Origin of the sequence: Streptomyces vilmorinianum, assembly GCF_005517195.1 — a bacterium.
In the GTDB taxonomy this organism is placed as follows: domain Bacteria; phylum Actinomycetota; class Actinomycetes; order Streptomycetales; family Streptomycetaceae; genus Streptomyces; species Streptomyces vilmorinianum.
The window spans coordinates 5,180,254-5,193,717 of the sequence record NZ_CP040244.1; the positions used below are offsets into that span (position 1 = coordinate 5,180,254).

Here is a 13,464-nt window from a genome sequence, read left to right on the forward strand (position 1 = left end):
TTCAGCCGATCCCGGGGATGAGAGCGATGAGCATGTCGATGATCTTGATGCCGATGAACGGCGCGACCAGGCCGCCCAGTCCGTAGAGGCCGAGGTTGCGGCGGAGCATCTTGTCCGCGCTCATCGGCCGGTAGCGCACGCCCTTCAGGGCGAGCGGCACCAGGGCCACGATGATGAGCGCGTTGAAGATGACCGCGGAGAGAATCGCGGACTCGGGCGAGGCCAACCCCATGATGTTGAGCTTGTCGAGCGACGGGTAGGCCACCGCGAACATCGCGGGGATGATCGCGAAGTACTTCGCCACGTCGTTGGCGATGGAGAACGTGGTCAGGGCGCCTCGGGTGATGAGGAGCTGCTTGCCGATCTCGACGATCTCGATGAGCTTGGTCGGGTTGGAGTCGAGGTCGACCATGTTGCCGGCCTCCTTCGCGGCCGACGTACCCGTGTTCATCGCCACGCCGACATCCGCCTGCGCGAGCGCCGGGGCGTCGTTCGTACCGTCACCCGTCATCGCCACGAGCTTGCCGCCGGCCTGCTCGCGCTTGATGAGGGCCATCTTGTCCTCGGGGGTGGCCTCGGCGAGGAAGTCGTCGACACCGGCCTCCTCGGCGATGGCCTTCGCCGTCAGCGGGTTGTCGCCCGTGATCATGATCGTCTTGATGCCCATGCGGCGCAGCTCGTCGAACCGTTCGCGCATGCCGTCCTTGACGACGTCCTTCAGGTGGATGACGCCCAGGACACGCGCGCCCTCGCCGTCTTCCACGGCCACCAGCAGCGGGGTGCCGCCGGCCTCGGAGATCCGGTCCGTGAGCGCCTGCGCGTCCTCGGAGACGCTGCCGCCCCGCTCCTTCACCCAGGCCACGACCGAACCGGTCGCGCCCTTGCGGACCTTGCGGCCGTCGACGTCCACGCCCGACATACGGGTCTGGGCGGTGAACTCGATCCACTCGGCGTGCACCAGCTCGCCCTGGTGACGTTCGCGCAGCCCGTACCTCTCCTTGGCGAGCACCACGATGGAGCGGCCCTCGGGCGTCTCGTCGGCGAGCGAGGACAGCTGGGCCGCGTCGGCGACCTCGGCCTCCGTCGTACCGCGCACCGGGACGAACTCGGCCGCCTGCCGGTTGCCCAGGGTGATGGTGCCGGTCTTGTCGAGCAGCAGCGTGGACACGTCGCCCGCGGCCTCGACCGCACGTCCCGACATCGCGAGGACGTTGCGCTGGACGAGCCGGTCCATGCCGGCGATGCCGATCGCGGAGAGCAGCGCGCCGATCGTCGTCGGGATCAGGCAGACCAGCAGGGCCGTCAGGACGATCATCGAGGTCTGACCGTCGGCCCCGGCGTAGATCGCGAACGGCTTCAGGGTCACGACCGCGAGCAGGAAGACGATCGTCAACGAGGCCAGCAGGATGTTGAGCGCGATCTCGTTCGGGGTCTTCTGCCGGGCCGCCCCTTCGACCAGGTTGATCATGCGGTCGATGAAGGTCTCGCCGGGCTTCGTCGTGATCTTGATGACGATCCGGTCGGACAGCACCTTCGTCCCGCCGGTCACGGCCGAGCGGTCGCCGCCGGACTCGCGGATGACCGGGGCCGACTCGCCGGTGATCGCGGACTCGTCGACGCTCGCGACTCCCTCGACGACGTCACCGTCGCCGGGGATGATGTCGCCGGCCTCGCAGACGACCAGGTCGCCGATGCGCAGCTCGGTGCCGGGGACCTGCTCCTCGCCCGTGCCGTCCTTGGCCAGACGGCGGGCGACGGTGTCGGTCTTGGCCTTGCGGAGCGTGTCCGCCTGCGCCTTGCCCCGGCCCTCGGCCACCGCCTCCGCCAGGTTGGCGAAGATCGTCGTCAGCCACAGCCAGACCGTGATCGCCCAGCCGAACCAGTCCGTCGGGTTCTTGACGGCCAGCACGGTGGTGACCACCGAGCCCACCAGGACCACGAACATCACGGGCGACTTGACCATCACCCGCGGGTCGAGCTTGCGCAGCGCGTCCGGAAAGGACTTCAGCAGCTGCTGGGGGTCGAACAGCCCCGCGCCGACGCGGCCGCCCTCGGGCTTGTGCCCGGTGGGCAGATCGCTGTGCGGGGCGGGTGTCGAAGAGACGGTGGACGTCTGGGCGGACACGGCGGCCTCTTGCTTCTGTACGTCGGTGGTCATGCCGCGAGCCCTTCGGCGAGCGGGCCCAGCGCGAGGGCCGGGAAGAACGTCAGACCGGTGATGATCACGATCGCGCCAACCAGAAGCCCCGTGAACAGCGGCTTCTCGGTCCGCAGCGTGCCCGCGGTCTCGGGAACGGGCTTCTGCTCGGCGAGCGATCCGGCGAGGGCCAGCACGAACACCATCGGCAGGAACCGGCCCAGTGCCATGCACAGCCCCAGCGCGGTGTTGTGATACGCCGTGTTCGCGCCGAAGCCGGCGAACGCCGAACCGTTGTTGTTCGAGGCCGAGGTGTAGGCGTAGAGCACCTCGGAGAAGCCGTGGGCCCCGGTATTGGTCATCGAGGACTCGCCGTGACCGGTGGCCATCGCGACCGCCGTGCCGATCAGGACGAGCGCCGGGGTGACGAGGATGAAGCAGGCGGCGAGCTTGATCTCCCGGGTGCCGATCTTCTTGCCCAGGTACTCGGGGGTGCGGCCGACCATCAGACCGGCGATGAAGACCGCGATGATCGCCATGATCAGCATGCCGTAGAGGCCGGAGCCGACACCGCCGGGCGCGATCTCGCCCAGCATCATGCCGAGCAGCAGCACACCACCCGACAGACCGCTGTACGAGTCGTGGAAGGAGTTGACCGAGCCGGTCGAGGTCATGGTCGTGGAGACCGCGAACAGGGAGGAGGCGCCCTCGCCGAAGCGCTGCTCCTTGCCCTCCATCGCGCCGCCCGCGAGCTGCGCGGCGGTGCCCGGGTGGGCGTACTCGATCCAGGTCACCAGGACCACGCCGACGAACCAGATGGTGGCCATCGCGGCGACGATCGCGTACCCCTGTCGGACGCTGCCGACCATGCGGCCGAAGGTCCGCGGCAGCGAGAACGGGATCACGAGCAGCAGGAAGATCGTCAGCAGGTTGGAGAAGCCGTTGGGGTTCTCGAAGGGGTGCGCGGAGTTGGCGTTGAAGTAACCGCCGCCGTTGGTGCCGAGGTTCTTGATGGCCTCCTGCGAGGCGACCGCGCCGGGCGAGATGCTCTGCGTCTGCCCGGTGACCGTCGTGATCTCGTGGATACCGGCGAAGTTCTGGATCGCGCCGGCCGCGACCAGCAGAATCGCCGCGACCACGGAGAGCGGGACGAGGATGCGTACGACACCGCGCACCAGATCCGCCCAGAAGTTGCCCAGCTCACCGGTGCGCGAGCGCGCGAAACCCCGCACCAGCGCGACCGCGACGGCGATGCCGACGGCGGCCGAGACGAAGTTCTGCACGGCCAGGCCGGACGTCTGGGTGACATGGCTCATCGCCGTCTCACCCGAGTACGACTGCCAGTTGGTGTTGGACGTGAAGGACACGGCCGTGTTGAACGCCTGGTCCGGCGTGATCGCCTTGAAGCCGAGCGACAGCGGCAGCGTGTCCTGGACCCGCTGGAGCACGTACAGCAGCAGCACGCTCACGGCCGAGAAGGCCAGCACCGCGCGCAGATACGCCGGCCAGCGCATCTCCACGTCGGGGTTGGCGCCCACGGCGCGGTAGATCCACCTCTCCACCCGCAGGTGCTTGTTCGAGGAGTACACGGCGGCCATGTGGTCGCCGAGGGGGCGATGCACCAGCGCCAGCGCCGCGATAAGCGCCGTCACCTGGAGGACATCGGCAAGAACGGGGCTCATCACCGTGCTCAGAACCTCTCCGGCTTGACGAGAGCGAGGACGAGGTAACCGAGCAGAGCGGCGGCCACGAGCAGCCCGATGATGTTCTCGGCACTCACAGTTTCGCCACCCCCTTGGCGATGAAGGCCACCAACGCGAAGACCGCGATCGTGATGACGACGAAGGCCACGTCGGCCATCGTGAGCTCCTGAGGAAGGACGGGAAGGGAATCGGCCAAGCTGGCCGACGACGACGCTAATCCCGTTCGAACGCGCTGCTCAGACGTCTTGACGGCCCCCATACGGGCGCTCTGACGCCCTTAACGCCTTCCTGACACCAGCAGGGACGGCGGCGCCGTCCGGGGCGGTCTGGGCCTGCCGAGGCTGCGCCGGATAGGGTGTAGAGAACGCGTTAAGAGACGCGGGGTGTGCCGGGAAGTCTGGTCGGCGTCGAAGGGGCCCGTGTGCCCATGTGCCGATGCCCCGGAGGTCTTCCTGATGGCTGCTGCCCCGCGTGAGCGTTCCGTCTTCCTCGGCCTGCTGCCCTGGCCGGAGCGCGTGGAGGTGGCCCGGGCACTGCGCACGGAGACGGTCGGCGGGCTGGTGCTGCTGGTGGCGGCCGTCGTGGCCCTGGTGTGGGCGAACACCCCGTTCAGTGAGACGTACGAGCGGATACGCGACTTTCACTTCGGCATCCCCGCGCTCGGGCTGGACCTGTCGGTGGAGCACTGGACCGCCGACGGTCTGCTCACCGTCTTCTTCCTGGTCGCCGGGATCGAGCTGAAGCGTGAGCTGGTCGTCGGTGCGCTGCGCACCCCGGCCGCCGCGGCGCTGCCGGTGGTGGCCGCAGTCTGCGGCATGATCGTCCCCGCCGCTTTCTACCTGGTCACCACGGCGCTCGGCGGGGGAAGCGCGCAAGGCTGGGCGGTGCCGATGGCCACCGACATCGCTTTCGCGCTCGCCGTTCTCGCGGTCCTCTCCACTCACCTGCCTTCCGCCTTGCGGGCCTTCCTGCTGACCCTGGCCGTCGTCGACGACCTGGGTGCGATCCTGGTGATCGCCGTCTTCTTCACCGCGGACCTCGACCTGCTCGCGCTCGGCGGCGCGCTGGCCGGGCTGGTCGTCTTCTACCTGCTCCAGCGGTACCGGGTGCGCGGCTGGTGGTGGTACGTGCCGCTCGGGGTGGCGATCTGGGCGCTGATGTACAACGGCGGTGTGCACGCCACGGTGGCCGGCGTGGCGATGGGCCTGCTCCTGCGTACCACGCGCGACCCGCGCGAGAAGGTGTCGCCCGGGGAGCGGACCGAGCATCTGCTGCGGCCGGTCTCGGCTGGTGTGGCTGTTCCGCTGTTCGCGCTGTTCGCCGCCGGGGTGAGCATCTCGGGTGCGGCGCTGGGTGAGGTGTTCACCCGCCCGGAGCCGCTGGGCGTGGTGCTGGGCCTCGTCCTGGGGAAGACGGTGGGGATCTTCGCGGGCACCTACCTGGCGGCCCGCTTCACCCGGGCGCATCTGAACCCGGAACTGGCGTGGGCGGATGTGTTCGCCGTGGCGGTGCTGGCCGGGATCGGCTTCACCGTGGCCCTGCTGGTCGGCGAGCTGGCCTTCCCCGACCCGGCTGATGCCGAGCACATCAAGGCCGCCGTTCTGCTCGGTTCGCTGACCGCCGCGGCCGTGGCCGCACTGCTGGTCACGCGTCGCAACGGGATCTACCGCCGTCTGTGGGAGGAGGAGACCCGGGACGAGGACGCCGACGGCGTCCCGGACGTCTACCAGCAGACCCGCCCCCCCGGGACGCGGCAACGCCGCGGGTGACACGTGACACGGGGCTCACCGTGAGCCGAACGGGCGCCGCAGCGGCTGCGGTCACCGTCCTGCTCGGCTGACACAGGCCGGGGCCCGCTGCCGCGGCCCGGGTTCTGCCGATCAGGGCGCTGACCATCCACCCGGAACACCAGCGCACACATGCTCGCGGCGACCCGCCGCACATGACTGTCGCGCGCCCCCGACGTGCCTCGGTGCGGCCGAGCGGCTGGGCCGCCTTGGCCGCCGGTCACCTGCGGCTGCCACGTCGCCCTGGCCCGAGCGAACTCACCGACCCGCGCCAGGCCAGCCCATGAGCCGGGCGCCGATCACCGCGGTCTGCAGGGTGTAGCGGTGACGGGTGTCGGCGGGGTCGGCCGCGGTGAGGGTGTGGATCCGCTCCAGACGGTACGTCAGGGCGCGCACGCTCAACGAGAGCCGGCGGGCGGCCTCCGTGGCCACGCAGCCGCTGTCGAAGTACGCGGCGAGGGTGTCGATGAGCGGCTCGGCGCCGCCGCGGGCCTGGCGCAGGGGGCCGAGGACGCTCTCCACCAGGTCGGCCATGGCCTCGCGGTCCCGGGTCAGGACCGGGTAGACCAGCAGGTCCGCGGCGTGCAGCACCGGCCCCTCGAGACCCATGCGGGTGGCCAGGTCGAGGGCGTTGAGGGCCTCCTCGTAGGAGTGGACGACTCCGCCCGCGCCCTGGTGGGAGCGCCCGACGGCCACACGGCCGCCGTCGGTGGCCGCGTACGCCTGCTTGGCGAAGAACGCCAGGACGTCCGGCTCGTCACCGGGGGCGACGCAGATCAGCCGGCCGTCCTTCGTGGTGAGCAGGATTCGCCGGTTGCCGAACCGGGCCAGCATCGACTCCTCGATCCCACGGGCCACCCGGTAGCCGTCCCCGTACGGCTCAGAGCCCTCGGCCACCGCGACGGCGTGGGCGTGCGAGAGGCGGAGCCCGAACCGTTCGGCCCGCTCCGCGAGCCGGCCCAGGTCACTGCGCCCGTACAGCAGGTCGTCGATGAACTCCCGGCGGGCGGCCTCCTCCTGCCGTACGGCCTGGTGCTGGGCCCGCTCGTATCCCTCGGCGAACGTGTCCACGACCTGCTCGACGACCCCGAGCAACACCCGGGCCCCGCCGGGGCCGAGCTGGGGCAGGACGTCCTGGGCCGCGGCCAGGTGCTCCCGGATCAGCCGCCGCAGGCCGAGACCCGCGTCGGCCGCCCGTTCCCCGTGCGCCCGGCGGGACTCCAGCTCGGCGCGGGTGAGCCGGCGGCCCGTGGCGCAGGCGCTCAGCAGGATCTCGGCATATCCCGCCATGTACGCGTCCGTTGCCTGCTCGGACATGGTGTTTCCCCCGATTCTGGCGTCTTCTTGACGCTTTCCATACGCGGGGACCAGGGTGCCACGCGCCTCGGACACCCCTCAGGGCAGGTCCGTGAACTCCTCCACCGCACCGGTCTTGCCCGTGACGATGATGATGTCGCCCTTCTCGACGACGGTCTCCGCGGTCGCGTAGGTGAAGTCCTCACCCGGGCGCTTGATGCCGACGACGGTCACTCCGTACCGGCTGCGGACCTGGGACTCGCCGAGCGGCCTGCCGGTGGCGGTCACCGGCGTGACGGTCTTGACGAGGGCGTAGTCGTCGTCGAACTGGATGAAGTCGAGCATCCGGCCGGTGACGAGGTGGGCCACCCGCTCGCCCATCTCGTGCTCGGGCAGGACGACGTGGTGGACGCCGAGCCGTTCGAGGATCTGGCCGTGCTGGCGGCTGATCGCCTTGGCCCAGATGTTGGGGACTCCGGCCTCGAGGAGGTTGGAGCTGATGAGGATGCTCGCCTCGATGTCGGTGCCGATGCCGACGACGGCACTGGGGAAGTCGGCCACGCCCAGCTGGTTCAGGACCTGAGGGTCGGTGCAGTCCGCGACGGCGCTGTGCGTGAGCGAGTCGCTGTACTTCTGGACGAGGCGGGAGTCGGTGTCGATGCCCAGCACGTCCCAGCCGCGCCGCATCAGCTCGTTGGCCAGGGAGAATCCGAAGCGGCCGAGGCCGATGACGACGACGCGCTGGTCGCCGGTCGACCGGATGTGGTGCTGGGTGAGCCGCTGGCGGCGGCGCTGGCGGAGGTGGTGCAGGTAGTTAGCCAATGACGGGTCGCTCCTCGGGCAGTTCGTACCGTCGCGTGCGCTCGCGCAGCGCGAGCGCGGAAACCAGGGTGATCGGGCCGATACGGCCGATGAACATCAGGGCGATCACGATGAGCTGCCCGATCGACGGCAGGTCGGCGGTGATGCCGGTGGAGAGCCCCACGGTCGCGAACGCGGAGACCGCCTCGAACAGCACGGCTTCCAGGGGCGCGTCGGTCAGCGACAGCAGGGCGAGCGTGGCGCTCATCACCAGTCCGACGCCGAGGAGGGCGACCGTGAGTGCCTGCCGCAGGGCATGCGGGGCGAGGCGGCGGCCGAGGACGGCCGAGGTCGGTTCGCCGCGCACCTCGGCCAGGATCGCGGCCGCGAGGACGGCGAAGGTCGTGACCTTGATGCCGCCGGCCGTGCCCGCGCTGCCGCCTCCGATGAACATCAGCATGCAGGTCATCAGCAGGGTGGACGCGTGCATCGCTCCGACGTCGATCGCGTTGAAGCCGGCGGTGCGGGTCATCGTCGAGTGGAAGAAGCTGTCCAGGATCTTGCCGGGCACGCTGTGCGGGCCGAGCGTGCCGGGGTTCGACCACTCCAGTACACCCGTCAGGACGGTACCCACGGCCAGCAGGGCGACGGTGGTGATGACGGTGAGCTTGGTGTGCAGGGTCCAGTTCTTCCGGCCCGTGGTGCGCACGCGGTTGCGGTGGCGCAGCATCTCCAGGAGCACGGGGAAGCCGATGCCGCCGAGGATCACCGCGGCGGCGACGGGCAGGGTGACCCAGGCGTCCTGGGAGTAGCGGGTCAGGCTGTCGGCGTGCAGGCCGAAGCCCGCGTTGTTGAACGCGGACACGGCGTGGAAGTACCCGAGGTAGGCGGCCTGGCCGATGCCGTAGTCGTAGCCGAACCGGAAGCGCAGGGCCAGCATCGCTCCGACCGCCAGCTCCACGGCGAGGGTCGTGCCCGCGACGCCGATCAGCACGCGTCGTACGTCACCGAAGTCGAGGCTCCTCGTCTCCGCCTGGGCCGTCAGCTGCATGCGCAGCCGCAGCCGGCCGGAGACGAGCAGCGCCAGCAGGGACGCCATGGTCATGATGCCGAAGCCGCCGACCTGGATCAGTCCGAGGATCACGCCCTCGCCGAAGCCGCTCCAGTACGTGCCGGTGTCGACGACCGCGAGACCGGTCACGCAGACGGCGGAGGTGGAGGTGAAGAGGGCGGTCAGCAGGTTGGTCGCGCGGCCGTCCTCGGCGGCGAGCGGCAGCGTCAGCAGGACCGTTCCGACCGCGACGACCGTCGCGAACCCCAGGACGACGGTCCGGGCGGGGTGGGCCGAGAAGAACGAGCGCGCACGTTGACGCGCGATGGATACCACTGTCCCGGCCTTTCCCTGTCTCTTTGACGGCTCTCTGACGTCAGCGGGACGTCAAAAATCGGGGTAACACTACCCGTGCGGGTGGCCGGGAGCCTGCCCGGACGCCCGTTTGTCCGCCGGTCGCGCCCCGGGCGACATCAGGAGGGCGTAAAGACTGCCGGAACCCGGCAGTGAACTTTCGTGCGATCGCGTGGAAAGATCGTGGGAACGGCGGAAACAGCACGGCACAAGGGAGCGGGACATGACGTGGTTTCTCGGTCTCGGCATCGCAGGCCTCGTGCTGCTGCTCCTGTCCCTGGTCTTCGACGGCATCCTGGAGGGGGTCTTCGACGGTGTCGGCGGGGGACTCGACGGGTTTCTGTCGTTGCCGGTGATCGCCGGGTTCGTGTCCGCGCTCGGTTTCACGGGCGCGATCACGCTGGGGGTCTCCGGCGCGGGGGCGGGGATCGCCGCCGGTGCGGGCGTGGCGGCGGGGCTCGTCGCGGGGTGGCTGACCTGGAGGTTCAGCCGCGCCCTGATGCGCGACGGCGACGCGCCCGCACCGCGGGGCGAGGATCTGACGGGCAGTTCGGGCTCGGTGGTCACCGCGATTCCGGCCGACGGCTACGGCGAGGTGCTGCTGTATCTGGCCGGGCAGCCGGTCAAGTACGCGGCGAGGTCGGCCTCCCCCGTGGCGCGCGGCGCCGAGGTCTGGGTCGAGTCGGTGCTCTCGCCGACATCGGTCGCCGTACGTCCCGTCGAGCGCTGACCGCGCCCCTTTCGTCCTTCCCGCTGTCCCGTCCCTTCCGCTCGTCACTCTTCACGCTCCAAGAGGAATCCCATGGGCCCTGTACTCACCGCTGTGGTGGGCATCGGCGTACTCGTCGTTCTGCTCGCCCTCGTCGTCATCACCCGCTACAAGGTCGCCGGGCCGAGCGAGGCGTTCATCATCACCGGCCGGCGCGGCAAGCAGGCCACCGATCCCGCCACCGGGCGGGTGTTCACCGACAACAGCGGCCAGAAGGTCGTGGTCGGCGGCGGCGTCTTCGTCGTCCCCTTCGTGCAGCAGAAGTTCACCCTCGACCTGTCCAGCCGGCACATCCCGGTCGCGGTCCGCGGCGCGGTCACGCTGCGCGGCGTGAAGGTGAACCTGGAGGGCGTCGCGATCGTCAAGGTCGGGGGCAACGAGGACTCGATCCGGGCCGCCGCGCAGCGGTTCCTGATGCAGCAGAACGGGATCGTCGGCTTCACGCAGGAGGTGCTGTCCGGCGCGCTGCGCTCCATCGTGGGTCGTATGTCGGTCGAGGACATCATCCGCGACCGGGCCGCGTTCGCCGGGCAGGTCGCCGAGGAGGCCGAGGCCAGCCTCTCGGGCCAGGGCCTGGTCCTGGACGCCTTCCAGATCCAGGACATCACCACCGAGGGCTCCTACCTGGAGGACCTGGGCCGGCCCGAGGCCGCCCGCGCCAAGCAGGAGGCGGACATCGCCGAGGCCGTCGCCCGGCGCGCCGCCGAGCAGGCCCGGCTCAAGGCGGAGGAGGAGATCGCGATCGCCCAGCGGACCCTCTACCTGAAGCAGGCCGAGATCAAGGCCCAGACCGACGAGGCCGCCGCCCAGGCGAACGCCGCCGGTCCGCTCGCCGAGGCCGCCCGCCAGCAGGACATCCTCGCCGAGCAGGAGAAGGTCGCCGAGCGGCAGGCCGCGCTGACCGACCGTCAGCTCGACACCCAGGTCCGCAAGCCCGCCGACGCCGCCCGCTACCAGGCCGAGCAGGAGGCCGAGGCCCGCAAGGTCGCGCTGGTCAAGGAGGCCGAGGCGGACGCCGAGCGTGCCCGTCTGACCGGTGAAGGCGAGAAGGCGCAGCGCGCCGCGCTCGCCGACGCCGTACGCATCGAGGGCGAGGCCCAGGCCGCCGCCATCGCCGCCAGGGGCTCCGCCGAGGCCGAGGCCATGGTGAAGAAGGCCGACGCGTTCTCCCAGTACGGCGACGCCGCCGTCCTGCAGATGCTCGTCGAGGTCCTGCCGCAGGTCGTGGCGAAGGCGTCCGAACCGCTGTCGGCCGTCGACAAGATGACCGTCATCTCCACGGACGGGGCGAGCCAGCTGTCGCGTACCGTCGCCGACAACGTCGCCCAGGGCATGGAACTCCTCAGCTCCACCACGGGAGTCGACCTGGCCCAGCTTCTCCAGGGCATCACGCGGAAGAAGACCGTGCCCACGCCGGCGGTGCCGTCGGACAACGGGGCCATCGAGGTCACCGACTAGAGGTACAGTCCCGTCGCTGACACTTGTGGATCACGCACGATGCTCCGCTGCGCGGACGACGGGCAAGGGGGAAAGCCGTGGTCGCGACGCTGCCGCACCAGGCCGGGCAGGGGAATCCGGGCGGGCACATGGTGGTCTGCGGGGACGACGGGCTCGCCCACCGGCTGGCCGCCGAGCTGCGGGACGTCTACCGCCAGCGGGTCGTCCTCGTGGTCTCCGGCGACCACGCCGAGACCCATCCCAGCGGCGCGCCGGCCGCGCCGATCCGCGCCGCCGGGCTGATCGGCCGGCTCGGCGCGGTGGCGCGCGGGCAGGGCGCGACGCCCGGCGGCGGCACCGGCGCAGGGCCCACCGCCGGTCCCGGCCCGGGCCCCGGCCCGGACGACACCAGCGGCGGAACTCCCCTGCCCGTCACGGAAGTCCGGGCGGCGGCGCCCACGGAGGAGGCACTGCGGCGTGCCGGGGTGGATCGTGCCACCGCCCTGGCACTGCTGTACGAGGACGACGAGACCAACCTCCGCGCCGCGCTGGCGGCCCGTCGTCTGAGCCCCGGTCTGCGGCTCGTGGTCCGTATGTACAACCGCAAGCTGGGGCAGCACCTGGAGGACCTCCTCGACGAGGCGGCGCTGGTCGCCGCTCCCGGCATGGACCGCGCGCTCCTGGAGGCGTCCGCGACCGTCCTCTCGGACGCCGACACCGCCGCCCCGGCGCTCGCCGCCACCGCCGTGGCCGGCACCAGCAAGGTGGTCCAGGCCGACGGCCTGCTGCTGCGGGCCGCCGAACGCACCCCGCCCGGGCGGGGCGAGGTGCCGGACCCCGGGCTGTGCACCCTGGCCCTGCTGTCGTCCACCACCACCGACCCGGCCGGCGCCGAGGGCTCGGACTCCAGCGGCGTGCAGGGCCCCCAACTCCTCCCGGACGACCGCACGGTGCGGGCTTCGACGGGACGCGGAAGCGTCGTCCTGGAGACCGTCCGGCACGCGGGCCCCACGCTCCCGCCCGGGCGCCTCGCCGGCCGCGGCGCGTCGCTTGGCCAGCTTTTCTCCGCCCGGCTGCGCTGGTCGCTCGTGGGCATCGTGGCCTCCGTGCTCGCCCTGTCCGTGGCGGCCACGGTCACCACCGACGACGACGCCCTGCACGCCACGTACCTCACCCTGCTCGACCTGTTCTCCATCGGCGACCCGGCCGTCGGCGAACCCCTCTCCCGCCAGATCCTGCAGCTCCTCGCCGGCCTCGTCGGCCTCGCCCTGCTGCCGCTGCTCGTCGCGGGCGCGCTGGAGGCGCTGGGCACCTTCCGCGGGCACGGCGCCCTGCGCCGGCCGCCCCGGGGGCTCTCCGGCCACATCGTGCTGCTCGGGCTCGGCAAGATCGGCGCCCGTGTCCTGGCCCGGCTGCGGGAGCTCGACATCCCGGTGGTGTGCGTCGAGGAGGACCCGGACGCCCGGGGCATCCCGCTGGCCCGAAGTCTCGGCGTCCCCGTGGTCCTCGGCGACGTCACCGAGGAGGGCGTCCTGGAGTCCGCCAAGATCCACCGCGCCCACGCCCTGCTCGCCGTCACCAGCTCCGACACCACCAACCTGGAGGCGGTGCTCTCCGGACGCTCGCTCAGGCCGGATCTGCGGGTCGCCCTGCGGCTGTACGACGACGACTTCGCCACCGCCGTGTACCGCACCCTGCGCGCGGCCCACCCCGACGCCCTCACCCGCAGCCGCAGCGTCACCCACCTCGCGGCCCCGGCTTTCGCGGGCGCCATGATGGGCCGTCAGATCCTCGGGGCCATCCCGGTCGAGCGCAAGGTCCTCCTCTTCGCGGCCCTCCTGGTCGCCGGACACCCCCAGTTCGAGGGCCGCACCATCGCCGAGGCCTTCCGCCCCGGCGCCTGGCGCGTCCTCGCCCTCGACACGGCCACGCCCCAGTCACGCCGCCCCGACCTGGCCAACACTCCCAGCGGCGATCAGCCCCGGCTCCTGTGGGAGCTCCACCCGGGCTACGTCCTGCGCCCCGAGGACCGCATCGTCATCGCCGCCACCCGCCGCGGCCTCGCCGAACTCCTCGCCCCGACCGGCCCCTGACCGCCCGCGTCCGATTCGTACAAGACGTACGGGACC

General features: G+C 71.2%; 11 protein-coding genes. 4 read left to right on the top strand and 7 right to left on the bottom strand.

The window, feature by feature from the left end; translation table 11 throughout:
- Position 1: 1 nt before the first annotated feature.
- From kdpB to FDM97_RS36900, 4 genes are read right to left on the bottom strand one after another with little or no spacing between them, the layout of a single operon-like run.
- Entirely contained in the window at positions 2 to 2,158 is a 2,157-nt protein-coding gene (gene kdpB, locus FDM97_RS24145; protein WP_137992581.1) for a potassium-transporting ATPase subunit KdpB, read from the bottom strand.
- Positions 2,155 to 3,819 carry a potassium-transporting ATPase subunit KdpA gene (gene kdpA, locus FDM97_RS24150; RefSeq protein ID WP_137992582.1) on the bottom strand — a complete coding sequence of 555 codons (1,665 nt, stop codon included), beginning with the start codon at positions 3,817 to 3,819 and terminating at the stop codon, positions 2,155 to 2,157. The genes kdpB and kdpA overlap by 4 nt, the downstream gene beginning before the upstream one ends.
- A gap of 8 nt (positions 3,820 to 3,827) precedes the next feature.
- Positions 3,828 to 3,917, bottom strand: coding sequence for a K(+)-transporting ATPase subunit F (gene kdpF / locus FDM97_RS24155; RefSeq protein ID WP_137992583.1), 90 nt, complete (start codon positions 3,915 to 3,917; stop codon positions 3,828 to 3,830).
- A complete protein-coding gene (locus tag FDM97_RS36900) occupies positions 3,914 to 4,036 on the bottom strand; it encodes a hypothetical protein (protein ID WP_284440300.1) in 123 nt (40 codons plus the stop codon). Before FDM97_RS36900 ends, kdpF begins: the two co-directional genes overlap by 4 nt.
- Positions 4,037 to 4,295: 259 nt before the next feature.
- Between FDM97_RS36900 and nhaA the strand changes: the two genes are divergently transcribed.
- Positions 4,296 to 5,609, top strand: coding sequence for a Na+/H+ antiporter NhaA (gene nhaA, locus FDM97_RS24160; RefSeq protein WP_137992584.1), 1,314 nt, complete (start codon positions 4,296 to 4,298; stop codon positions 5,607 to 5,609).
- Positions 5,610 to 5,885: 276 nt separating this feature from the next.
- Here the strand turns inward: nhaA and FDM97_RS24165 are convergent, their stop codons facing one another.
- From FDM97_RS24165 to FDM97_RS24175, 3 genes are all read right to left on the bottom strand, one after another.
- Entirely contained in the window at positions 5,886 to 6,944 is a 1,059-nt protein-coding gene (locus FDM97_RS24165) for a PucR family transcriptional regulator (RefSeq protein WP_137992585.1), read from the bottom strand.
- Between the two features lie 78 nt (positions 6,945 to 7,022).
- Entirely contained in the window at positions 7,023 to 7,745 is a 723-nt protein-coding gene (locus tag FDM97_RS24170) for a potassium channel family protein (RefSeq protein ID WP_137992586.1), read from the bottom strand.
- Complete coding sequence (locus FDM97_RS24175; RefSeq protein WP_137992587.1) at positions 7,738 to 9,111, bottom strand: TrkH family potassium uptake protein; 1,374 nt, start codon at positions 9,109 to 9,111, stop codon at positions 7,738 to 7,740. Before FDM97_RS24175 ends, FDM97_RS24170 begins: the two co-directional genes overlap by 8 nt.
- 241 nt (positions 9,112 to 9,352) lie before the next feature.
- Here FDM97_RS24175 and FDM97_RS24180 point away from each other — a divergent pair, with 241 nt between their 5' ends.
- From FDM97_RS24180 to FDM97_RS24190, 3 genes are all read left to right on the top strand, one after another.
- Positions 9,353 to 9,859 carry a hypothetical protein gene (locus FDM97_RS24180; RefSeq protein ID WP_137992588.1) on the top strand — a complete coding sequence of 169 codons (507 nt, stop codon included), beginning with the start codon at positions 9,353 to 9,355 and terminating at the stop codon, positions 9,857 to 9,859.
- Positions 9,860 to 9,931: 72 nt separating this feature from the next.
- Positions 9,932 to 11,356: a flotillin family protein gene (locus tag FDM97_RS24185; protein ID WP_137992589.1), complete on the top strand. Its 1,425-nt coding sequence runs from the start codon at positions 9,932 to 9,934 to the stop codon at positions 11,354 to 11,356.
- A 128-nt stretch (positions 11,357 to 11,484) separates the two neighbouring features.
- Complete coding sequence (locus FDM97_RS24190) at positions 11,485 to 13,428, top strand: potassium channel family protein (RefSeq protein ID WP_137995004.1); 1,944 nt, start codon at positions 11,485 to 11,487, stop codon at positions 13,426 to 13,428.
- The last annotated feature ends 36 nt before the right edge of the window (positions 13,429 to 13,464 follow it).

Coding starts and splice junctions, on each gene's coding strand:
- kdpB (WP_137992581.1), bottom strand. CDS start 2,158: ATGACCACCGACGTACAGAAGCAAGAGGCCGCCGTGTCCGCCCAGACG.
- kdpA (WP_137992582.1), bottom strand. CDS start 3,819: ATGAGCCCCGTTCTTGCCGATGTCCTCCAGGTGACGGCGCTTATCGCG.
- nhaA (WP_137992584.1), top strand. CDS start 4,296: ATGGCTGCTGCCCCGCGTGAGCGTTCCGTCTTCCTCGGCCTGCTGCCC.
- FDM97_RS24165 (WP_137992585.1), bottom strand. CDS start 6,944: ATGTCCGAGCAGGCAACGGACGCGTACATGGCGGGATATGCCGAGATC.
- FDM97_RS24180 (WP_137992588.1), top strand. CDS start 9,353: ATGACGTGGTTTCTCGGTCTCGGCATCGCAGGCCTCGTGCTGCTGCTC.
- FDM97_RS24185 (WP_137992589.1), top strand. CDS start 9,932: ATGGGCCCTGTACTCACCGCTGTGGTGGGCATCGGCGTACTCGTCGTT.
- FDM97_RS24190 (WP_137995004.1), top strand. CDS start 11,485: ATGGTGGTCTGCGGGGACGACGGGCTCGCCCACCGGCTGGCCGCCGAG.